The organism is Shewanella sp. P1-14-1, from assembly GCF_001401775.1.
Taxonomy (GTDB): Bacteria; Pseudomonadota; Gammaproteobacteria; order Enterobacterales; family Shewanellaceae; genus Shewanella; species Shewanella japonica.
This window is the reverse complement of record NZ_LKTL01000005.1, coordinates 124,467-147,965: the sequence shown is the minus strand read 5'-3', so window position 1 is coordinate 147,965 and position 23,499 is coordinate 124,467. Positions and strand designations below refer to the sequence as shown.

Genomic DNA, 23,499 nt, shown 5'->3' with positions numbered 1-23,499 from the left:
ATAGTGGCTTTTTTTCATTTTTGCCTTTCTATTTCATCTGTCAATTGGCAGGTTTGAATTTCATATTCTATTCTTCTTCGGTGCTTGCTAAAGCAACATAATGTCATTGACTGATTTTTTGAGCTTAGTTTTAAACCTTAAAATTAACTTAATTTAAACTTAATTGTAATTTCAGTTATAGAGTAAATAGGCTTTGACTTACTATAAATGAAGTTTAAGTTACTGAATAATAAGGTTTAATTTATTTGTTAAATTATTTAATTAGTTGTAAACCCTTTTAAAACAATGGTTTAGCTTGCTGTTGCCGTTGTTGTTATTTATATAAGGATGTAGTTATTTAGATCTGAGTCAAACTTTGAACATTAAAAAGTGTTAATCAGCTTCGTGTTAATTCAGTCGTGATCATTGTCACTATTTAGCGAACAAGAAATGCCTAGTATAAAAATAGACCTGTACCTACAAAGTGGTAATAGGCAATAGGAGATGATGATGAAGCATTTAACGAAAAGAAGATTAGCTTTCGTTGTCGCGGCTGCAATGGGGATTGCAGGTTGTGCTGATGACGGTAAAGATGGTGCTGATGGCGAAGATGGTGCACCGGGTGAACCCGCTACTCCACCAGTCACTGAAGTGTCTACAGTAACCAATGTTGAGTATATTGCTCATATGGTTGAAGAAGGCCAAGTGACAGTAGAGTTTAACTTAACTGATGAAGATGGCGTTGCGATTACGGGTCTTGAAAATGCAGGTATTTACTTAGCTGCTAAGACAGATCGCGGTATTCAACGTAGCCGTGACGGTAGTGTCGGTGGTAGTGCAACGTTTGGTGGCGATAATGCTACTGAAGGTGCAACTATTACAGAGGTTGACAGCGGGCAATATAAGCTCGTTGCTCCAATGGCAGCTGTACAAGCAGATACAGAAGGATTAATTCGCTTACAAGTGGGCGGTGGCGATATTGCTGATTCACCGTATATCATTATTGATAAGCCAGAAATGACCCACACCTCAACAACTGAAACTTGTTATTCATGTCACGTTGATTACGCCACTTCAGATATTAAGCATGCGAAATATGTCGCACAAAACATTGATGGCGAAGTTGATTTTGTTGGTGGCTGTATGGTGTGTCACAACAATGTTCCACGTGATGTTGCTGAAGATGGTACCTCACTTGATACCGGTGGATATGCTAAAAATACCATGCAAAAGCTTGGTCACATTAATCACCAAAAGTTTGAAAAAGATTTTACCCCAACTAACTGTTACACCTGTCACGCAGAGCCTGTGATTAATACCAGTATTGCTGGTAATGGGTGTAGTGACTGTCATGGCTCAGGCGAGTCAGGCGTGATTGTTCCTTCTGACGGATTTGATGCTCGTGAGTTCCATTTCCAATCTTCTAAAATTGGTTTAGAAGAGCGTAAAGACATTCGTGCAAATCATTACACTACAACTAGTGCGCCATACTTTAATCCTACAATGGATGAGTGGATTGATCACAAAGATGTTGCTTGGACATCAGGTTACTGTGTTGATATCGCATTGTTTGATAACTCTGGTGAAACACCAGTGCAATTAAACATTGGTGAAATGTATGCTGCGCATGAAGTAGTATATGGCGGTGCTTACATTAATAACTACTACAATGATTCTATTGTTGCACGTGTTATTGGTCATGGTTCAGAAGGCTACATTGAAAATGCTGATGGCTCACGTTCAGTATGTTACGGCGAGCTAACTGCGGGTTATGAACTTGCTAACTTGTCTGCCAGCTCACGTATTACGATTGCTGATAGCAATTGGATTGATAGCGATAATGAATACGGTGTGTCTTTCACTGGATACAGTGATGTAGTTGACCCAATCAACTTTGAAAAAGTACAAGATTGGGGTCGTCGTCATACTATCGATGAAAACAGCTGTACGACTTGTCACAACAACGACACTAACTACCATAAGAGCGGTAGCTACGGTGACGGCGGTTTAGATTGTGTTGCTTGTCATAACAATGGTCAAGATCGTAAAGGCGCATTGTCTGGTCCTGGTTTCGGCCCAATGGTTCACAGCATGCACTGGGGTGTGGGTAACGAGTTAGGTGATAAAGCGCCTGAAGCGAACTCAGCAGCAAGCTTGAATGCCGATAACTGTGTCTCTTGTCATGCTGATGGTGTAAGCCTAGCTGATGTACCGAACCAATACATGCTTTCTAAAGCGTATAATGAAGGTAATGCTGGTGTAATGACGAGCCCTATCACTGCAAACTGTTTTGCATGTCATAACTCTGATTCAGCGTTAAGCCACATGGAGCAAAATGGTGGTGAGTTGAATGTACCATCAACGACTGAATGGTTCACTGAAGGTACTTCAGAGTCTTGTGCAACATGTCATGATACTGGTAAGTCATTCGGTATTGATAAGTTCCATAACTTTGAACGCTAAGAGTAACTTAACGACAATGTTATCCCTGCTAAGATAATTGTCATAAGTTGAAAAAAGCCACTATTTTATATAGTGGCTTTTTTATTGGTTAACGGGTCAAAAAACGAGGTTAATTTAGTATTTAAGGGTAATAATGCTTATGTTTTTATTGCTATTTACACTCGTTGCTTATTACATTTTTTAGTTTCTTTTTGATACAAGTGTATAATTTTAAGGGAGTTATGCTGCTCTTGCATTTCCAGTAATCAAATTACAGATAAGTTGATTCTGATTTCATTCATAATTTAATCACAAAGGCTGTTTTCTGCTGTTTAATCAATAAATTTTCGTGAGCTTAATCACTCCAGATAAAGCGGTTAGTCCCTACTATGCCAATCAGGTGTTTACCTAAAAAGTAGTAATTAAACTATTCGGAGTGATGATGAAACATTTAACGAAACGCAGATTAGCCTTCGTTGTTGCAGCAGCGATGGGGATTGCTGGTTGTGCTGATGATGGAAAAGACGGTGCAGATGGCGCACCAGGTGAACCAGGTCCAGGACCTAATCCACCAGTAACAGAATCCGCTGATATTACCCATATCACTATGATTTCGCATGCGATTGAGGAAGGCCAAGTTCGCTACGAATTTGAAGTGACGAACGAAGATGGCGTTTTAGTCAATGGTTTAGGTAAAGCAGAAGCTAAATTTGCTGAAAAAACCGACCGTGGTGTGGTGTTAAATCGTGATGGCAATGTCGGTGGCTATACAGATTCCACTAAAGAAGGGTCATCATTAACAGCTATCGGTGATGGGCATTATGAGTTTATTGCTGCTATGCCAGCTGTGACGGCAGCCTCAGAGGGTATCGTTTGGTTACGTGTAGGCGGAGATAGCGAAACAGAAATCGCTCGTTCACAGCCTATGGTGGTGGATAAACCTGAGATGATCCACACCAGCACGACAGAAACCTGTTATAGCTGTCACGTGGACTATGGCACTTCTAGCATGAAGCATCCTAGCTACACAGCAATTAATGTTGAAGGTGAGGTCGATTTCGTTGCAGGCTGTTTAGTGTGTCATAACAATGTGTCTCGCGCTGAAGAAAATGGCGGATATGCCACCAACACATTACAGAAAATCGGTCACGTGAATCATCAGAAGTTTGAAAAAGACTTTGAGGTTGCTAACTGTTATACCTGTCATGCTGAGCCAGTGATTAATACCAGTATTGCAGGAAATGGTTGTAGCGATTGTCACTCAACAGATGCTGCTAGCGGCATTGTAATGGCGATGAATGACTTTGATGCCCGTGAATTCCATGCATCACTTTCAGGTATCGGTTTAGTTGAACGACAAGCTGACAGAAATGACCATTCTACAGTCCTATCTGATATCTACACTACGGACTCTGGTGTTACCTATTGTACCGATCTTAGCCTTTACCAAGGCGAGAGCATGTTAGATATCGAAACGCTTTATAATGATGGAACATTAAGCTATGCAGGCGGTTATATGCATGGTTATAACAATAAATCTATTATTGGCCGTGAAACCAATTCTTATGAAGCCAGCTTTAAAGGCGATGGTACTAAAACCATGTGTTATGCCGCATCAAGTTTTGGTATCAATGTACCACAAATTATGGCGAGCTCTCGCGTCACATTTGCTCACGGTGATGATCCTTCATATGACGGTGTGACATTTACCAGTTACTCTCCTGTGTTTGCTATCGCTGATGGAGAAGTGACTGATTATGACCGTCGCCATGCAGTGACAACTGATAGTTGTAGTACCTGTCATAATAACGAGACTAATTACCATAAAAATGGTGGATACAGTGAAGGCGGTTACGACTGTGTAGCATGTCATAACAATGGTCAAGACCGTAACTCAGCAGGTTCGGCTCCTGGCTTTGGTCCTATGGTCCATAGCATGCACTGGGGTGTAGGTAGTGAGTTACTTAAGACTGATGAAGACGGTAATCCTATCCCTAACTCTGCAACAGAGTTAAATGCGGATAACTGTGTTTCTTGTCACGCTGATGGTATTGATTTATATGCAATACCTAATCAATACATGCGCGCTAAAGCCTTCCACGGTGGTGATAATACTAAAATGGCTAGCCCAATCACTGCCAACTGTTACGCTTGTCATGATTCAGCTTCTGCGCTGAACCATATGGAGCAAAATGGTGGTGAGATTGACGCTGAAGTTGTAGCTGATTGGTATTTACAACCTACAATGGAATCTTGTTCAACTTGTCACGCCGAAGGTAAATCATTTGGTATTGATAAGTTCCATGTATTTGAACGTTAATGACGGTAAAGTGAGTCAGTGCCTGCAAGCTGACTAACTAGAACGTTTCATTTAACAGTCAGTGTTAAACAAAAGAGCCACTCAAATGAGTGGCTCTTTTTATGCGTAATAAGCTATGTAATAACGCGGCTTGTACAAAATATTAAGAATAAATTTCAGTTCAATGACGACATAATTATCTTAATATGACACTCTTTATTCACATAACAAGCATTACAATTATTTACTGAAAATAATATTTAACTTTTCTGCAAGACGGATCCCTGCTTGCTGTAAACGTAATTCAACTGTTGGCGTATGATCGAAAATATACTGCCAGCGTAAGTCTGGTTGGTCGTCGCGGTTTTTTTCTAATTCATAGGTTGCTTCACGCAATGTTTTTGACTCATCAGCCCAGTCATAATAGCTTTTTCCGACCCAACTCTTGATGTCTTTATCTGAGATACGTTCAATGAATTTTGTGTATTCGGTGTAGCTAAGCTGTTTATGATCAACCAGCTTACTATCCCAAACACTATGCAAGTTTGTGTCTTCACCAAACCATTTTAACTTGACCTTATTACCGCCATGATCGTGGCTATGGCCAACATGTAATGGCTGATGAATATCACCGACAAAGTGAACGTAGAATGCTAATGCGTCACGCTTATCTTTATTGCTAACCTTAGGATCCTTCAACACTTTTTCAAAACGCTCAAGGCTTTCAATAATATCGCCTTTCGGGTTTCTTTTGACTGTGTCCCAAGTTTCATCGTCGGCAATTGATACATAGTGCCATGGTGATGCGTGATGCCAGTTTTTATCTGAACGGATTTCATCTGGCCAGGTCGACATTTGTGCTAAAGATTCACCTTGCGTTATTTGATTGATTTTATCTTGTGCGACAGCAGAAAGGTTATTTTGTGCTAACTCCCCAATAATACGGTGACCATTTTGGCCCCAAGCATGAACTGGTGAGCTGACAAGGCTACTGAGCGCAAGTGTTGCACTGAAAAGAATTACTGCAGGTTTCATTATTATTATTCCAAAAGCGATTTAACAGGCTTTGACCCTAGTACGGCATGCTAAATCGAGTGAGTGAGGTCGTTTTATCATATATTTTTCAAATTAAATTTTTGTGACAAAACAACCATGAACCCTTACCAAGTAAGGGGTTGGTTAAATTTGTGAAGCAAATTTGACGCAAATAGTTTAGATATTGTTGAAAAATAGTTCAAGAATGACATGATTTTGAAACAAATTGGTTATAAAATCCGCCCTGAAGTTTTTACTCTACGGCTTCATATTAAAAGCTAGCTTAACTAGCAAACAAATTAAAATATAAAAGTATTTCAGGGGTCTGAAAATGTTAAACAATAAAATCAGTCGCTTAGCGCTAGCGACTTGCTTTGCTATGGGTGTTTCTCTACCAGCCATGGCAGCCGATACTGCATCAAATATCCGAGGTCAGATTGTTGGCCCTCAAGGAAATGCTGTAACAGATGCAACAATTACCATCATTCATGAACCAACAGGCACCGTTACTGAGCTTGCTGTTGGTGCTGACGGTACGTTTGCTGCTCGTGGTCTTCGTGTTGGTGGTCCATATATCATTAAAGTAGATTCAGAAGAATTTGCGGATGATTTAGAGCAAGACTTATTTTTAAACGTTGGTGAAACCTTACGTTATAACCGTACTCTTCAAGCTGAAGGTGATATGGAGCGTATCGGTGTTGTGGGTAATGCAAACTACTACCGCAGTGCTGGCAGCAACAGCGAATTTGGTGCTAAGGATATTGCTAACTCTCCAGGTATTAACCGTGACCTTAAAGACGTATTACGTCAAAATCCAATGGCTGTTGTAGGTACTGATGGCATCTCAATGAGTGTTGCGGGTATTAACCCACGCTTTAACACGTTCGTTGTTGATGGTGTATCTCAAAACGATGACTTTGGCTTAAACTCAAACGGTTACCCAACTCAACGCTCTCCTATCTCAATTGATGCGGTAGAAAGTGTTGCATTAAACACATCTCCTTTTTCTGCTCGTACAGGTGGCTTCTCTGGCGCACAAGTTAACGTAGTGACAAAATCAGGTACGAATGAGTTAGCTGGTACTGTTTTTTGGGAAACGACTAACGACAGCATGGCTGGCGACGGTAAAGACCAAGAAACGGGTGAAAAATTAAAGCAAGATTTTGAAGAAACAACATTTGGTGCGACTGTTGGTTTCCCATTAATTAAAGACACATTATTCTTCTTTGGTTCATATGAAAACTTTGACGCTCCACAAGCGGCTGAGTGGGGACCAGCTGGTGCAGGTTTTGCTAACGATTCTCGTGTAACACAAGAAGAGTTAGACAGAATTACCAGTATTTCTAACAGTGTTTATGGTCTAGATAACATTGGTGGTTACAGCTCAACTCCACAAGAAAAAGATGAAAAAATCTTAGCAAAAGTGGATTGGAACATTAACGATGAACATCGTGCTTCTTTCACTTATCAAAATACTGTTGGTAACTTAACTAACAAAGTATCTGACGATGAGTCTTCACTTAACTTATCAAGCTACTGGTACGATAAAGAAGAAGAGTTAGAGTCTTATGCAGCAACGGTTTACAGTGACTGGACAGATTCATTTACTACTGAAATCAAATTAGCTTATAAAGATACGACAAGTAACTCTAACCCTGTTGATAACATCGGCATTGGTCAAGTTAATGTACGTACTGGCAGTGGTGATGTTAACTTCGGTACTGAGCGTTCTCGTCAATCAAATCAATTAAATAACCAAAATTTAGAGCTTCGTTTTGTGGGTGATTACTACCTAGACGAGCACACCATTGGTTTTGGTTTCCAGTATAACGACATCGAAGTGTTCAACTTGTTTGCTCAAGACACTATGGGGTCATGGGATTTCGATTCAATTGATGATTTCGAAAATGGTGTTGTTGACCGTTTCCGTTATCAAAATGCTGAATCAGGCAACTCAAACGATGTTGCTGCTAACTTCACAATGGAAACGTTAGCATTATTTGTTGAAGATACTTGGGAAATTAACGCTGACTTAGAAATGACCTTTGGTATGCGTTATGAAACCATCACCATGTCTGAGTCTCCGGCATTAAACCAAAATTTCGTTGACCGTTACGGTTTTGCAAACAACGAGACAATGGATGGTAAAGATATCTGGTTACCACGTATCGGTTTGACTTACGTCTTATCTGACGATGTTACTTTACGCGGTGGTGTCGGTCGTTACAGTGGCGGTTACCCAACAGTTTGGATGTCTAACAGCTTCTCAAATGACGGTAACAGCTTATTAAGCTTCAACGATGGTTGGAATACCGATTGGGGTACGCCTGATTTTGGTAATGTACCAAGCGAAGCTCAAGATGGTCTTGTTGGTGGCGATGGTAACACTAACTCATTAGATCCAAACTTCGAACTTCCTTCAGATTGGCGTGCAAGCATCGGCTTTGACAGTACTTGGGACTTCGGTGCTCTAGGTCAAGACTGGTTCTTTGGTGGTGAGTTCTTATATATCCAAAAAGAAAATGATGTGGCTTGGGTTGATTTAGCACGTCGTGAAGTTGGAACAGATTCAACAGGCCGTGTGATTTACGAAACGTGGGATCCATTAGCAAATAATGGCGCAGGTGGAAACACTGAACGTTATGACTTAATGCTAACTAATGCAGAAGAAGATGGTAAGAGCCAGACATTAAGCTTCACCCTAGCGAAAAACTGGGACATGGGTCTTAATATGCGCTTAGGTTATGCCTACAACTCTGTTGATGAAGGTAACCAAGGTTCGTCTTCAACAGCGACATCTAACTACCAATACCCGATTACTCAGTATGACCGTAACGGTACAACAATTGGCCCTGGTTACTATGAAACACCACATCGTTTCACCTTTAGTTTAGGTTATGATGTTGAGTTTGTTGCCGGTTACAACTCAAGCTTCAACATGTTCTATGAAGCACGTGAAGGCCGTCCAATGACTTGGGTTCTAGGTTCGCACAATGACCGTGGTTTCGGTGACCAAGGTTCATTTGCCTACTCTGATGCATACCTTCCATACATTCCAACAGGTGCTGATGATGCCAATGTTGAATATGCTGGTGGCTTAACTTACGAAGACTTTAAAGCAGCTATTGATGAAATTGGTCTAAGTGAATACGCAGGCGGTATCGCACCTAAGGGTACTGATAACCAACCTTGGGTTCACCAATTAGATTTCCGCTTCACTCAAGAGCTACCTGGCTTCCTAGAAGATCATAAAGGTATCTTGTACTTTGACGTGAAAAACGTACTTAATCTAATGAATGACGATTGGGGTGTTGTTGAGTACCAATCATTTGGTAGCAAAATCCTAGTTGACCATAACTACAATGCTGACACGGGTGTATATACTTACTCAGTGCCTTATGGCCAAGATGGTATCGAAACAGCTAACCAAAATACTTATGACATTAATAAGTCTGCTTGGCAGTTAAAAGTGGGTGTTAAATACCAGTTCTAATTTGAGCATATTTAACGTTTAAAAATACCGAGCTTAGGCTCGGTATTTTTTTGCCTACCACTCAAGGTTGTTACTGGTTGGTGGGTAATTTGTTTTTTATTTGTTTGTGCATTGAGGTTTGTTTGTTTGCCTATTGATACTTGTTTGTTTGTTTTTTTGAAGTGTTAAAATACTTTTTAACCGAATTAATTTGCTTTTTATTGCCTCAGTTTTTAAAAAAATCATACCCTTCTCACAAGATTAACATTAGTTAACCTAGGTCTCATCGGGCTTTTAGCCAGATGCCGTTATTTCGGTGATGGTAAATTCGATATGTTAATTAACGCTTTGTAAATAGATGTACTTTGCCATTGATGCGTTTTGCTACAAATATGAAATGGCACTGAAATATATGCTCAATAGCATCCGCCCTGAAGTTTTACTCTACAGCTTCAAATAAAGCTAGAACAACTAGCTAAATTATAAAAATTTTCAGGGGTCAGATAATGTTTAACCATAAAATTAGTCGCTTAGCGCTGGCGACTTGCTTTGCTTTAGGTGTCGTATCTCTACCAGCTACCGCATCGCAGACTGCATCTAACATTCGAGGCCACATTGTTGGCCCAATGGGTAATGCAGTAACTGATGCAACTATTACTATTATTCACGAGCCAACAGGTACCGTTACAGAAGTGCCAGTAGGCGCTGACGGTCAGTTTGCCGCCCGTGGTTTACGTGTTGGTGGTCCATACATTATTAAAGTAGGTTCTGATGAATTTGCCGATGATGTTGAGCAAGGTTTGTTTTTAAATGTAGGCGAAACACTGCGTTTTAATCGTGAATTAAAATCTGCTGCTGATATCGAGCGAATTGGGGTAGTCGGCAACGCAAACTACTACCGTTCAGCTGGCAGTAACAGTGAGTTTGGTGCTGACGATATTGCTAATTCACCTGGTATAAACCGTGACTTAAAAGATGTATTACGTCAAAACCCAATGGCGGTTGTGGGGAATGATGGTATCTCTATGAGTGTTGCGGGTATTAACCCTCGTTTTAACACCTTTGTGGTTGATGGTGTCTCTCAAAATGATGATTTCGGCTTAAATTCAAATGGTTACCCAACTCAGCGTTCGCCAATATCTATTGATGCTGTAGAGAGCGTTGCATTAAATACTTCGCCATTTACTGCGCGTAGTGGTGGTTTTTCTGGAGCACAGGTTAATGCGGTAACCAAGTCGGGTACCAATGAGCTATCGGGTACGATGTTTTGGGAAACCACCAATGACAGCATGGCAGGTGATGGTAAAGATCAAATCACTGGTGAAGCTTTAAAGCAGGATTTCGAAGAAACCACATTTGGTGGCACGATTGGCTTTCCTTTGATTAAAGACAAGCTATTCTTCTTCGGCTCTTACGAGAATTTTGATGCACCACAAGCGGCTGAATGGGGACCTGCAGGAGCGGGTTTTCCTAATGATTCAAATGTAACGCTAGACGAATTAAATCGAATCAACAGCATTGCTAGTAGCGTATATGGCCTTGATAATATTGGTAGTTATAACGCCACACCTCAAGAAAAAGATGAGAAGATTCTGGCTAAGTTAGATTGGAACATTAACGATGATCACCGTGCTTCTTTAACCTATCAAAAAACGGTCGGTAATATGACTAACCGTGTTTCTGATACCGAAGGTTACTTAAACTTATCAAGCTATTGGTACGATAAAGAAGAAGATTTCGAATCTTACGCAGCGATTGTATACAGTGACTGGAGCCATGACTTCACGACTGAATTTAAAGTTGCTTATAAAGACACTGTAAGTAGCTCTAACCCAGTAGATAATTTGGGTATTGGACAAGTTGCAGTGAGAACTGACAACGGTACTGTAACCTTTGGAACTGAGCGTTCGCGCCAATCAAATGAGCTTGATAACCAAAACTTGGAAGTGCGTTTTGTGGGTGATTATTACCTAGACGAGCATAAGATTGGTTTTGGTTTCCAGTACAACAGCATTGACGTCTTTAACCTGTTTGCTCAAGACACTATGGGTACATGGGATTTTGATTCTATCGAAGACTTCGAGCGTGGCATTGTTGATCGCTTCCGCTATCAAAATGCTTTATCAGGCAATCCAGATGATGTTGCCGCTCAATTTAACATGGAAACGCTGGCATTATTCCTAGAAGATACCTGGGAAATTAACTATGACTTAGAAATGACCTTTGGTGTGCGCTATGAAAGGATCATGATGTCAGACTCACCAGAGTTAAATAGCAACTTTGTTGATCGTTACGGCTTTGCTAATAACAGCACAATGGATGGTCTAGATATTTGGCTGCCACGGGTAGGATTAAATTACGTACTAACGGATGATGTGACGTTACGCGGTGGTGTCGGTCGTTACAGTGGTGGTTACCCAACGGTTTGGATGTCGAATAGTTTCTCAAATGACGGCAACAGCTTATTAAGTTATACCGGCGGTTGGAACGATGCGTGGGGCACACCTGATTTTGGTAATGTTCCAGGTGAAGCGCAAGATGGCCTTGTGGGTGGAGACGGTAATACTAACTCACTTGACCCGAACTTTGAGTTACCATCAGATTGGCGAGTCAGTGTTGGCTTTGACAGTACTTGGGACTTAGGGGCCTTAGGTCAAGATTGGTTCTTTGGTGGTGAATTCCTCTACATCCAAAAAGAAAATGATGTAACTTGGGTTGATTTATCTCGCCGTAAAGTCAGAACTGATGATACTGGCCGTGTAATTTATGAAACCTGGGATCCATTAGCGAACAACGGACAAGGTGGACACACAGAGCGTTCAGATTTAATGCTCACTAATGCAGATACTGACGGCTCAAGCAAAACGTTAAGCTTTAGCTTGGCGAAGAATTGGGACATGGGTCTGAACATGCGCTTTGGTTATGCATATAACCAAGTGGATGAAGGTAATCAAGGTTCATCTTCAACAGCAGGTTCAAACTATCAATACCCGATTGTTGGCGCAGATCGTAACGGCACCACTATGGGGCCTGGCTATTATGAAACACCACATCGTTTCACTCTTAGCTTAGGTTACGACACTGAGTTATTTGCAGGTTATAACTCTAGCTTCAATATGTTCTATGAAGCACGCCAAGGTAACCCAATGAGCTGGGTATTAGGTTCGTATAATGACCGCGGATTTGGTGACCAAGGTGATTACGCCTACTCTGATGCATATCTACCGTATATTCCAACAGGTGCAGATGATGCCAATGTTGAATATGCTGGTGGCTTAACTTATGAAGAGTTTAAAAAGGCCATTGATGAGCTTGGGTTAGGTAAATACGCAGGCGGACTCATTGATAAAGGCACTCACAATCAACCTTGGGTACATCAATTAGACTTCCGTTTCACCCAAGAATTACCGGGCTTTACTCAAAAACATAAAGGCATGCTGTACTTCGATGTTAAGAACGTATTGAACTTGCTTAATGATGATTGGGGTAAGGTGCAATATCAAAGTTATGGCAACAAGGTGCTTGTTGATCACAGCTATGATGCAGAAACTGGTGTTTACACTTACTCAACTCCGTTTGGTCAAGACGGCATAGATACTTCCAACTTCAATACTTACGATATTAATCAGTCAGCATGGCAGATTAAGGTTGGAGTAAAATACATGTTCTAACAAGAACCTGTTGAAAAATACCGAGCTTAGGCTCGGTATTTTTTTGTGTTTTTGAACCTGATTTGTCCATTTAGTGATGTTGTTTATTCATGGTAAGCTTGCGATAAAATCATTAAGTGGTGATCAATCAGAATGTCGCAACTAGATACAACGCAGTGGAAATTACTTAGCTTTAATGAATTTAGCCTAGATGAGCTATACGAAGTATTAAAGCTTAGAGTTGACGTGTTTGTGGTTGAGCAAAACTGCCCTTATCCAGAACTGGATAATAAAGACAGGTTGCCAGGCGCTAAACACTTATTAGGACTCAATGCGCAAGGCGAACTGATTGCATATACAAGAATCTTACCCGCAGGCGTGAGCTACCCTGAGGCGAGTATTGGCAGAGTTATTATTGCTGAATCTGCACGCGGAAAGGGAATTGCCCATGCATTAATGCAACGGTCAATCGATGTGGTAAAGGATTTGTGGCCACAGGAAAATATTCAAATTGGCGCTCAGCAACATTTAAACCATTTTTACCAGCAGCAAGGGTTTATCAATAATTCAGAGATGTACCTTGAAGACGGCATCCCACATATTGATATGTTACTCACTTTAAAACCTAGTTAAGTTTACTATTCAAGGATATCTATGTCAGATTATAGAATTAATACGACTCGTATAGTTTGTATTGCGCAGTTTGTCGCTAAAGAAGGCAAACGTGAGTTATTAGTTGAAGCGCTAGCATCGTTGATCCCAGACACACGTCGTGAATTGGGATGTATTAGATATGAGCTAAACGTGAGTTTAGAAGACGATCGTAAGGTCGCATTCGTTGAAAAATTTACTGATAAAGCGACGTTTGATGAGCATTGCGCTAAAGATGATATTCAACATTATTTCCACAACGTCATGCCTGAGCTCGTTGAGTCTCATCATGTGGAAGTGTTTAATGAAGTCATTGCTTAAAGTGTGATTTAAATTGGATCAAAAAAGAGTGCAGAGGCACTCTTTTTTATGCGTGACTGATAGAACCAATGATTAGATTACCGTCTTGCTATTGAGACTCTTCACGTAATTTGATGTCAGGACGCAAATTCACTTCGCCTTCAAAATCAATCACTGCTAATTCACTTTGTTGTGAAACAACCGCGAGAGGGCCTTCTGGCATCATTCTTACAAACAGTAATCGGTAGCCAAACCGGTTTAAATCATACAGCGCCATTTTTTGGTCTGCTGTCATCCGTTCCCAATGCTGTTCTTGATCGAGAGGTTCCCCACGACGCTCGCCGATAGCATATGCAACTTGATTCATAATCAATAAGCCTGAATAATTATTGAGTTAACAAAATGAATATAACAACTAATACGATCATTTCAAACATTTTGGATCAGAAAATAGAATAAAAAACAGTCATTACGCTCACTGTTTATACAAAATGTGTTTTGAGAGGTCGAAAGGATACGACATTGATTAGCTATATAGAGCCAGTATTTAGGCCGCCTTCTGAGTGGAAATCACTGATTTTACAAGTGAGCAATGGTTGCAGTTGGAACCGCTGTAGCTTTTGCGATATGTATACTCAAGAGCAAAAAAAGTTTAGAGCTCATAAAGTTGATAAAATTGAACAAGACATATTAGCAGCAGCGGCATCGGGACATTCCATTACTCGAGTATTCTTAGCCGACGGTGATGCAATGACTTTGCCCTTTAAGCGGCTAAAAGAAATTTGCCAACTAATTAACAAGCACTTACCCAGTGTGACTCGTATTAGCAGTTATTGCTTACCTCGTAATTTATCTAATAAGACAGTAGAACAGCTTACAGAGCTTCGTCAAATGGGCTTGTCATTGCTTTATGTTGGTTGTGAAAGTGGTGACAACGAGGTACTTCTTCGTATCGAAAAAGGGGAGGATTTTGACTCATCTTTAGCGGCGCTCAATAAAATAAAGCAAGCGGGTATCAAGTCGTCAGTGATGATTTTAATGGGGCTGGGCGGCAAAAGTTTGTCATTGCAACATGCTAAAGCCTCTGCTGAATTGATGAATGCAGCGCAGCCTGAGTATCTATCTACGTTAGTGGTCACCTTACCGCTTGGTACTGACAGAATGGATGCAGCATTTGACGGTCATTTTGAACTACCCGATCAGATAGGTCTACTTGATGAGATGCAAACACTATTGGCTAATTTGGAATTAGACAAAACGATTTTTAGGTCTGATCACGCTTCGAATTATTTGGTGCTAAAGGGCGTACTTGGTAAAGATAAACCTCAGTTACTAGCCCAAGTAAATCAGGCTATGCAAGGTATGGTGCCATTACGACAGGAATGGCAACGAGGTTTGTAAGGCCGCAACGAAGAGTCACAAGCGTGGCTGCGCTAATTGGCAGTCACATATCGTTGTTGCTAGTGACTCACTTTTTCAGATATCGATTGGAAATGAGCAATCGTTAGTTTGTCTCAGGCGTATCAGCAGCTGCGGTCATCAAGGCATTTTTAAAGTCATTTACCCAGCGTCGATAAACTGTTTTCACATCACCCCAATTAAATACCTTAGTGTTTTGACGCCATTGATCAAATCCGATAGCGCGATCGGCAGCCTTAGCGAGTACCTCACCTGTTTGGCCATCTTTCAGCACAGCCAGTAATACCATTGAACCTGAGTTTTGTGTGTAGGTTTTACCCATAGAATTATAGCTTCTGCGGCTGCTTTCAACAGGTGCGCTAAGGCGAATGTCGCTAACGGCAGTGTCAATCACTAAGGTATTAGGGCCTGCGCGAGTCACTAACTCAAATGGTTGCTCATGATTAAAGACATCCTGCACCGTCTTTAAAAACTGTTGCGCCATTTTATTCAGCGATTCTTGTGGTAAGTCATAGGTGGCATTTAAGCCGTCAGTCTGTGGATCGACTCTAGGAGCACGGTAATCTTTAGGGTGATCATTAGTCACCTTTGTTGGCCTGAAATAGAGTTTGGAGTATTGGGTCCAATCTACGTCAGGTCGAACGTACGAAAGTGCCAATCTAGAGTTATCGACTTTAACAAGCCCATCCTTGGTGATTTCTGCATCTGGCCCTTGCTGAAGTGTGGCTGGCTGAGTTGCACAACCAAACAAGCTAAATACAACGAGTCCTGCCATAGCGATATGTGATGTGTTGATATGACGCATATGTTTAATCCCTTAATTTACATGATGCTAATTAATATGGCAGGAATTAAGGTAGAGTCAATATTGGTTCTAGTGCATGACAAAAAGCATCACTGGCTATTATTGTTAATAACGGTGGTCAGAACACTCTAGTCTTCTTGATTTGTGGGCTAACAATAAAACATTTGCAATGTTCGGTGAAAACAAAGGTGAAGCGATATGGATGTCAGTAAGTTTACAATAAAATTGGACGATTTATCTGGTCATGAGGTGGCGCAGTTATTAAATGAGCATCTGCAAGATATGTATGCGACGTCACCAGTTGAGTCTGTTCACGCATTGGATTTATCTAAACTTCGTCAGTCCAATATTAAATTTTGGACCATATGGGATGAGCAAATGCTCGCAGGCTGCGGAGCGTTAAAGACTTACTCTGCAACAAGTGTGGAAATTAAGTCAATGAGAGTGGCAAACGCTTATCGACGCCAAGGTGTTGCTGCACAACTATTGCAACATATTCTACATGAAGCTAAATGTGCTGGCGCTAAAACTGTTTACCTAGAAACAGGTTCAATGGCATTTTTTGCACCAGCAAGACAACTTTACGCCCAGCATGGTTTTATCGAAACTGGCCCATTTGCTGATTACCAAGCGGATGAAAATAGCATTTTTATGTCGCTCTCTTTATAAAAGTAAACGACAAAAAATCTCGTTGAACTAAGCCTCATCTTCGAAGACGTCCTCGATAGTGAGGCCAAACAGTTTAGCGGCCTTAAACGCCAACGGTAAACTTGGGTCAAATTTTCCCTTCTCAATAGCGTTGACCGTTTGTCGAGATACTCCCAATAAATCCGCCAGTTGAGCTTGAGTTAAATCACGCTCAGCTCGAAGTACTTTTAATCTGTTTTTCATTGGTACTTCCTGTTACCGAGAATAATACCGACCATGTAAGTTAAGCTCATTACAATCACCAAATGGGAGATTTCTGCATGACTGTTTATTACGCCAGTGGTACTCAGTGTAGAGTAACTGATGCCTGAAATTAGCCCAACGCCAAGACTCAACCCCATGGCATTAAGTTGTATTTTTTGTTGTAACTCATCAAGGCTCAGTAAATGATGCTTATTGGCTAGAATCATCCCGATCCCCACTAAAAAGTTAATCACAATTGCTGTTATGGTTATCGCTTCTTGTTGCCAGATAAAGACTGGACCAAACGTTGCAATCGCTAACGTCACAACCCAAGCAGCGGTCCACTTGGCCAGTTTTTTTGTGTAGTTAGCGTTACGCTCTTTCCAACCTGTTGTCGTTGATTGAGGTGTTTTCATCGCTGATTCCTTCAAGTAAACTTGTCTAAATGTCAAACTAACTTGACTTAAATATGTATTCAAATATTGCTCGTGTCAAGTTTTGACGACATTTTGTATTGTCTAACTTGCTTTTAAAGACAAGGGTGTTGCTTGCCAGATGAGGTAACCAATAGGAGAAAGTAGAGTAGGTAAGTCGTTAAGGTTTTGATATTAAGAATGGCACCAGTTTAGTTAGCACTGTTTGAAATAGCCTATTCAGCCAGAGTGCAATTATTCTGGCTGAACGCTAATTAATGGAAACAACTAAAGTTTACTGTTGTAAATGGATTTCTCTAACCGGACAAGGAATCGTGATATCAGCATTTTTTAAGGCATTTATAATGGCCAAGTTGCTTTGGTATTTGTCGTCATAGTAGCTATTAGTTGGCACCCAGTAACGTACGCCGATTTCCATACCAATACTGTTGAAGTCATTAATACCCACTTGAGGCGGGCGAGACTGATTAATATTGTCTTGCGTTTGTAGGGCTTGAGCAATCAGTTGAATGACGTGTTGTGGGTCGGTTTGATAATCAATATTAAATTTAGTGTCGACCAATTTATATTCTTGAGAGTTATGTAAAATTTCACCGACGATATGTTTATTAGGAATACTAATTAGCTCGCCTTCCTCATTGGTCAGTATCGTTAAGCCCAACTGGATTTTTTGCACCACACCAGAAACCCCTTGGATTTCGATAGTGTTACCAATCACAAAAGGGCGAGTCACGATAATGGTAACCCCTGCAGCGTAGTTTGCCAGCATGCCTTGAAGTGCTAAACCTGCACCTAATGATGCCGCACCAATTGCTGCTACCATTGGAGTGACACTAATACCTAGCTTACCAAGTGCAATGATTGCCACCATCACGATAATTGTGATTCTGACTAAGTTCGAAACAAAGTTACCTAGGGTGACATCAATATTGTGTTTTTCGAATTGATTCGTAACGACATTAGAGACTTTATTCGCAACCCATACACCAATTAAAAAGATGATTACGGCACCAACAATCTGGAAGCTATATTGCACAATAAACTCGGTGAGCAAATCGTAAACATTTTGCAGTTGGGCTAGCTCTTGGTCTAATCCTGTTTCGTTCATAATAGTGTTCTTTACTGTGAATGATGGAACATGAATGCATTGAATATAGTGTTGCGAAAAAGCACTAATTTGTCGAGTTTATTAACACTTTTAATCATTTAAAGGTGAGTTAATTGCAATAGTCTTATTTCATACATAACAATGATGCCATTCCGTGAGATACCTCAAGGTTCCAATGCAATTTCATCGGTGTTAAATCACATTGAAGGTATAGTTTAGTGCGCAATTACATTTATCACTTTGCCTCACGGTAAGGTTTGTACTCTACTTCAGGAATAACAAGATGAAAGCCATTTTATTTGTAGCAAGTTTATTGTTTATGACGACAGCACAAGCTGAGGTGTTTGTTGTGAATGATAAAATTGAACCAGTGACTTTAGAAGATCAGTTTGAGCAGCCTTTAGTGGTAAATGAACAAACTCAATGGGTATTATTTAGCCGAGGCATGAAAGGTGGCGAGCTTATTCAAGCATCGCTTGAATCATTGCCAGCTGAAAAACAACCAGAGAACTTAGTTTATATTGCTGATATCAGCGGTATGCCTTCTCTTATTGCTAGATTTGTCGCTATCCCAAAAATGAAAGGCTTACCCTTTTCAATGGGGTTAGATCGTGAAGGTGATGTCACAGCAACTTTCCCATCAGAAAAAGACATGGCGTCAGTCATCAAATTAGATAAATTCAATGTCGTTAGCATTGAGCACTTTGATTCAAGTGAAGCTATTACTGAAGCTATTTCTCAGTAATGACAAACTCGATGGCATCTCACTGATGCCTGACAATATTAAAGGACGCATATGCGTCCTTTTTTATTGGCTGAAAATTGATAAAAGTGTCAGCGTTAATGCTTTTTCAGCATTGAGAAAATTTCTTCTTTTAAATGCAATTTCTTGGATTTGAGAATTTTAAGCTCGGGAGTGGTATCGCTACTGTAGTGCTGTTCGTACTGTTTAATTTGTTCATCTAGCTGATTATGCTCATCGAAAATCTTTGAGAAATGGGCATTGGTGGTTTTTAATTTACTGATTAAATCACGGTACTCTGGAAACATAGAAGGGCTCCTTTTTTTCTATTGTTAATACCAAATTACGCCGACTTTTAAGCCAGTATCGTGACCAAGATCAATTATTATTAAAATGCTTGTTATTACTGAATATAAACTAAAATTGACTATTGAGTTTCAGGTAGTTTATGGTGCGCTAAATTAGAGATTGGTATTGGCATTTGTAAATTTGTCACAACAAGCGTTTTATAAGTATCAAGATTTATGTGATCGAGTTAACCCTAACTGAGTTAATAGTGGGGTAAAGTCGACATAATTAGGATTTTATATTCAATAATGAAAGGGGTTTTCAACATGGCCGACGTATTTCACTTAGGTTTAACCAAGCAAATGCTTGATGGCGCAACAACGGCAATTGTTCCGGGCGATCCAGAGCGTGTTAAGCGAATTGCTGAATTAATGGACAACGCAACGTTTCTAGCCAGTCACCGTGAATATACCAGTTATCTTGCTTATATCGATGGTAAAGCTGTGGTGGTTTGTTCAACTGGTATTGGTGGTCCTTCGACTTCAATTGCGGTTGAAGAGTTAGCACAACTTGGTGTGACCACATTCTTGCGTGTCGGTACCACTGGTGCGATTCAGCCTCAAGTTAATGTTGGTGATGTGATTGTGACTCAGGCATCGGTACGTTTAGATGGCGCGAGCTTACATTTCGCTCCGCTTGAATTCCCAGCAGCTGCAGACTTCAACTGTACAACAGCAATGGTTGCCGCTTGTCGTGATTATGGCTTAGAGCCTCATGTTGGTATTACAGCGTCATCCGATACCTTCTACCCAGGTCAAGAGCGTTACGATACCGTTTCAGGCCGAGTGACTAGTCGTTTTGTTGGCTCAATGAAAGAGTGGCAAGCGATGGGCGTATTAAACTACGAAATGGAATCAGCGACGCTATTTACTATGTGTGCTTCACAAGGTTGGCGCGCAGCCTGCGTTGCTGGCGTGATTGTGAATCGTACTCAACAAGAGATCCCTGACGAAGCGATGATGAAGAAAACCGAAGTCAGTGCAATTACTATCGTAGTTGATGCTGCTCGAAAACTCATGGCGTAATCGTTAAGTTTATAAATTAACTTAACTGTTTGAATATAAAGGTGCTTAGGCACCTTTTTTATTGGTTGTATTTGGTAAATTGCGCAGTGTTTTTAATGTAAACGAACGTGTCCAAGTGTGGAATATGATTGCAATTTAGTCATTTTACTGTATTGTTGACATAATATGTCGTGTTGTTAACCCTTATCTTAATCGGTGTGAACAGTACAGATATTGTCAAAGTGCTTTTAGCATTCCAATGGTTATCAAGACTATAAACTCCCTGCCTAAAATCTGGGTTGGATCAGGGTTTAATAGCTTAAAGGATTCTATGATAACGTGTTTACAGGGGGGTATATGGAGTTTTCAAATCCAACCAGCATTTGGTTAATTGTTGGTCTCATCTTAATGTTCGCGGAAATTATTGTTCCCGGGGGCATCGTTATCTTACTCGGCACAGCCTGTGTCATCGTTGCGGCTGCACTATTTACTGGTGTTGTTGATGGTGCTACACAAAGTTTTACCCTGTGGTTTATCACTTCAATTGTATTACTTCTGAGCTTTCGTCATGTCACTCAACGAATGATTGGAGGGGATGCTCACGTGGATAATACCGACGAAGAAATGGATTTATATAATCAAATTGTCACGGTAAAGGCTGATATTGGTCCAGGTGAACGAGAAGGTCGGGTGACTTATTCAGGCACTGAATGGCCAGCATTAGGCGACGGTAGTGAGATTAAGTCAGGTAGCAAAGTGCGTATTATTTGCCGTGAAAACATCGCGTTAATTGTTGAGCCATATATCGAAACTGAAGTGTCGCCTTAACGAGGCGCTATATGTGTATTTCAAAAGCGCAAAACCGTAAGCCAAATTAATAAAAAATCACGGATAAAGTCATATTAAAGCCATGCTCATTATTGGCTTGAATATTATTTTCAAAAGGAAGGGGAAGTATGTTTGAACTAACCATAGCATTTTTATTCATCGTTTTTATCTTGTATAAACTCATGTTGATTGTACCGATGCGTGAGGTCAATGTGATTGAGCGTTTAGGTAAATTTAGAACCGTATTACAACCGGGATTTCATTTTTTAGTGCCTTTTGTTGACCGAGTTGCTTACCGTCACGATACCCGTGAAGAAGTACTCGATGTCCCACCGCAAAGCTGTATTTCAAAAGATAATACTCAATTAGAAGTTGATGGCTTAGTGTACCTAAAAGTCATGGACGGTAAGTTAGCCAGTTACGGTATTGAAGATTATCGCCGCGCTGCAGTTAACCTTGCACAAACCACCATGCGTTCAGAGATTGGTAAATTAACCCTATCGCAAACGTTCTCAGAACGTGACAGTTTGAATGAATCGATTGTACGTGAGATTGATAAAGCATCCGATCCTTGGGGGATCAAAGTGCTGCGTTATGAGATCAAAAACATCACTCCTTCTATTCATGTGATTCATACGCTTGAAAAGCAAATGGAAGCAGAGCGTCGTAAACGTGCTGAGATCACCCTAGCGAACGCCGAAAAAGCGGCCATGATCAACATGTCAGAAGGTGAACGCCAAGAGGCGATTAACTTGTCAGAAGGTCAAAAACAAAAACGGATCAACGAAGCAATTGGTTCAGGGCAAGAAATTACCATCATTGCTAAAGCAAAATCAGAAGGCATGGATATGATTTGTACTGCACTGGCTAACGAAGGCGGTAATGATGCGATGAACATGATGCTAAAAGAGCAGTTTATTAGCCAAGTGGGTAACATTTTGTCTGAGTCTCAAGTGTCGGTAGTACCTGCTGAAATGGCTAAATTAGAAGGCTTTTTTGAAGGTATGGAGCAAGTGACCCACGCCGTAGCTAAACCATCAACAGCCACAAAAGGAGCACGATAATGTTAAACGGAGTTGATACAGATTTCATCGTGATGATCATTTGGGGCGCAATCTTTTTAATATTTGTATTGAAGTTATTTCAGTCAATTCGATTAGTGCCTACTAAGTCTGCTTACATTGTTGAGCGCTTAGGAAAATATCACAATACACTAGATGCAGGTTTTCATGCCTTAGTGCCTTTTATTGATAAAGTGGCTTATATCCACGATTTGAAAGAAGAAACCATTGATGTTCCTCCACAAGAATGTTTCTCAAGTGATGAGGTTAATGTTGAAGTGGACGGGGTAATCTATATCTCAGTGGTGGACCCCGTTAAAGCGAGTTACGGGATTACTGATTATCGTTATGCAGCAATTCAATTGGCACAAACAACCACACGCTCCGTTATTGGTACGCTGGATTTAGACCGTACTTTCGAAGAGCGCGATATTATATCGGCCAAAGTGGTTGAAGTGCTTGATGAAGCTGGAGCGATTTGGGGTATTCGAGTTCATCGTTATGAAATTAAAAACATCACCCCGCCAGAAACAGTTAAAAATGCCATGGAAATGCAAGTAAATGCTGAGCGTGAGCGTCGTGCTTTATTGGCAAAAAGTGAAGGTGATAAACAAAGTAAGATTAATCGCTCTGAAGGTTTTATGGCTGAAACCATTAACTTGTCAGAAGGTGAGATGCAACGCCGTATTAACGAAGCTGAAGGTAAGGCTGAAGAGATTTTAACCCTTGCTAAAGCGACCGCTGAATCGATTGAGCGTCTTGCTGTCGTTATTTCAAAACCTGGCGGACACAGCGCACTGCGTTTGCAATTAGGTGAGCAATACTTCAAGCAACTTGAAGGGTTAAGTGATGCCGATAACCGAGTGGTATTACCGGCTAACTTGATTAATTTCGAGCAATGGATGACGACCATGGGTCTTGAAGACGAATTTAAGGCTAAAAAATAGTTGTTTGATTCGTTAAGGGAGAGGCTAGCAGCAGTGCTAGCCTTTTTTATTTAGCAAATACCGTGGCGGGTATAATTACTGCTC

At 40.7% G+C, this 23,499-nt stretch carries 20 protein-coding genes; 13 read left to right on the top strand and 7 right to left on the bottom strand.

Annotation, left to right across the window (positions count from 1 at the left end; genetic code table 11):
• Window positions 1-489: 489 nt before the first annotated feature.
• The gene (locus AN944_RS05215; RefSeq protein ID WP_055023539.1) at window positions 490-2,442 is read left to right on the top strand and encodes a multiheme c-type cytochrome; all 1,953 of its coding nucleotides are present in this window, start codon (window positions 490-492) and stop codon (window positions 2,440-2,442) included.
• Window positions 2,443-2,863: 421 nt separating this feature from the next.
• Complete coding sequence (locus tag AN944_RS05210; protein ID WP_055023538.1) at window positions 2,864-4,741, top strand: multiheme c-type cytochrome; 1,878 nt, start codon at window positions 2,864-2,866, stop codon at window positions 4,739-4,741.
• A 219-nt stretch (window positions 4,742-4,960) separates the two neighbouring features.
• On the opposite strand, the gene AN944_RS05205 is transcribed toward AN944_RS05210, so the two are convergent.
• Window positions 4,961-5,755: a S1/P1 nuclease gene (locus AN944_RS05205; protein ID WP_055023537.1), complete on the bottom strand. Its 795-nt coding sequence runs from the start codon at window positions 5,753-5,755 to the stop codon at window positions 4,961-4,963.
• Between the two features lie 331 nt (window positions 5,756-6,086).
• On the opposite strand from AN944_RS05205, the gene AN944_RS05200 reads away from it, so the two are divergent.
• The 4 genes from AN944_RS05200 to AN944_RS05185 all read left to right on the top strand — a co-directional run bounded on the left by AN944_RS05200 (window position 6,087) and on the right by AN944_RS05185 (window position 13,849).
• The gene (locus AN944_RS05200) at window positions 6,087-9,248 is read left to right on the top strand and encodes a TonB-dependent receptor (protein ID WP_055023536.1); all 3,162 of its coding nucleotides are present in this window, start codon (window positions 6,087-6,089) and stop codon (window positions 9,246-9,248) included.
• A 485-nt stretch (window positions 9,249-9,733) separates the two neighbouring features.
• Entirely contained in the window at window positions 9,734-12,898 is a 3,165-nt protein-coding gene (locus AN944_RS05195) for a TonB-dependent receptor domain-containing protein (protein ID WP_055023535.1), read from the top strand.
• Between the two features lie 132 nt (window positions 12,899-13,030).
• Window positions 13,031-13,510, top strand: coding sequence for a GNAT family N-acetyltransferase (locus tag AN944_RS05190; protein WP_055023534.1), 480 nt, complete (start codon window positions 13,031-13,033; stop codon window positions 13,508-13,510).
• 21 nt (window positions 13,511-13,531) lie between these two features.
• Complete coding sequence (locus AN944_RS05185; RefSeq protein ID WP_055023533.1) at window positions 13,532-13,849, top strand: putative quinol monooxygenase; 318 nt, start codon at window positions 13,532-13,534, stop codon at window positions 13,847-13,849.
• Window positions 13,850-13,937: 88 nt separating this feature from the next.
• Here the strand turns inward: AN944_RS05185 and AN944_RS05180 are convergent, their stop codons facing one another.
• The gene (locus tag AN944_RS05180; RefSeq protein ID WP_055023532.1) at window positions 13,938-14,195 is read right to left on the bottom strand and encodes a hypothetical protein; all 258 of its coding nucleotides are present in this window, start codon (window positions 14,193-14,195) and stop codon (window positions 13,938-13,940) included.
• A gap of 155 nt (window positions 14,196-14,350) precedes the next feature.
• On the opposite strand from AN944_RS05180, the gene AN944_RS05175 reads away from it, so the two are divergent.
• Window positions 14,351-15,229, top strand: a complete 879-nt coding sequence (locus AN944_RS05175) for a radical SAM protein (protein ID WP_055023531.1) — start codon at window positions 14,351-14,353, stop codon at window positions 15,227-15,229.
• A 103-nt stretch (window positions 15,230-15,332) separates the two neighbouring features.
• Here the strand turns inward: AN944_RS05175 and AN944_RS05170 are convergent, their stop codons facing one another.
• Window positions 15,333-16,052 carry a DUF3313 family protein gene (locus AN944_RS05170; RefSeq protein WP_082419906.1) on the bottom strand — a complete coding sequence of 240 codons (720 nt, stop codon included), beginning with the start codon at window positions 16,050-16,052 and terminating at the stop codon, window positions 15,333-15,335.
• Between the two features lie 198 nt (window positions 16,053-16,250).
• Between AN944_RS05170 and AN944_RS05165 the strand changes: the two genes are divergently transcribed.
• The gene (locus AN944_RS05165) at window positions 16,251-16,721 is read left to right on the top strand and encodes a GNAT family N-acetyltransferase (protein WP_055023530.1); all 471 of its coding nucleotides are present in this window, start codon (window positions 16,251-16,253) and stop codon (window positions 16,719-16,721) included.
• 27 nt (window positions 16,722-16,748) lie between these two features.
• Here the strand turns inward: AN944_RS05165 and AN944_RS05160 are convergent, their stop codons facing one another.
• From AN944_RS05160 to AN944_RS05150, 3 genes are all read right to left on the bottom strand, one after another.
• Window positions 16,749-16,943, bottom strand: a complete 195-nt coding sequence (locus AN944_RS05160) for a helix-turn-helix transcriptional regulator (RefSeq protein ID WP_055023529.1) — start codon at window positions 16,941-16,943, stop codon at window positions 16,749-16,751.
• Window positions 16,940-17,359: a hypothetical protein gene (locus AN944_RS05155; protein WP_055023528.1), complete on the bottom strand. Its 420-nt coding sequence runs from the start codon at window positions 17,357-17,359 to the stop codon at window positions 16,940-16,942. Before AN944_RS05155 ends, AN944_RS05160 begins: the two co-directional genes overlap by 4 nt.
• Before the next feature lie 292 nt (window positions 17,360-17,651).
• Window positions 17,652-18,485, bottom strand: coding sequence for a mechanosensitive ion channel family protein (locus AN944_RS05150; RefSeq protein ID WP_055023527.1), 834 nt, complete (start codon window positions 18,483-18,485; stop codon window positions 17,652-17,654).
• 283 nt (window positions 18,486-18,768) lie between these two features.
• Between AN944_RS05150 and AN944_RS05145 the strand changes: the two genes are divergently transcribed.
• Window positions 18,769-19,230: a hypothetical protein gene (locus tag AN944_RS05145; RefSeq protein WP_055023526.1), complete on the top strand. Its 462-nt coding sequence runs from the start codon at window positions 18,769-18,771 to the stop codon at window positions 19,228-19,230.
• 95 nt (window positions 19,231-19,325) lie between these two features.
• Here the strand turns inward: AN944_RS05145 and AN944_RS05140 are convergent, their stop codons facing one another.
• The gene (locus tag AN944_RS05140) at window positions 19,326-19,535 is read right to left on the bottom strand and encodes a YdcH family protein (RefSeq protein ID WP_055023525.1); all 210 of its coding nucleotides are present in this window, start codon (window positions 19,533-19,535) and stop codon (window positions 19,326-19,328) included.
• Window positions 19,536-19,841: 306 nt separating this feature from the next.
• On the opposite strand from AN944_RS05140, the gene udp reads away from it, so the two are divergent.
• The 4 genes from udp (at window position 19,842) to AN944_RS05120 (ending at window position 23,415) form a co-directional block, all read left to right on the top strand.
• Complete coding sequence (gene udp / locus AN944_RS05135; protein WP_055023524.1) at window positions 19,842-20,600, top strand: uridine phosphorylase; 759 nt, start codon at window positions 19,842-19,844, stop codon at window positions 20,598-20,600.
• Between the two features lie 336 nt (window positions 20,601-20,936).
• On the top strand, window positions 20,937-21,407 hold the full coding sequence (locus AN944_RS05130; protein ID WP_055023523.1) for an NfeD family protein: 471 nt from the start codon (window positions 20,937-20,939) through the stop codon (window positions 21,405-21,407).
• 128 nt (window positions 21,408-21,535) lie between these two features.
• On the top strand, window positions 21,536-22,471 hold the full coding sequence (locus AN944_RS05125) for a slipin family protein (protein WP_055023522.1): 936 nt from the start codon (window positions 21,536-21,538) through the stop codon (window positions 22,469-22,471).
• Window positions 22,471-23,415, top strand: coding sequence for an SPFH domain-containing protein (locus AN944_RS05120; RefSeq protein WP_055023521.1), 945 nt, complete (start codon window positions 22,471-22,473; stop codon window positions 23,413-23,415). Before AN944_RS05125 ends, AN944_RS05120 begins: the two co-directional genes overlap by 1 nt.
• Window positions 23,416-23,499 lie beyond the last annotated feature (84 nt).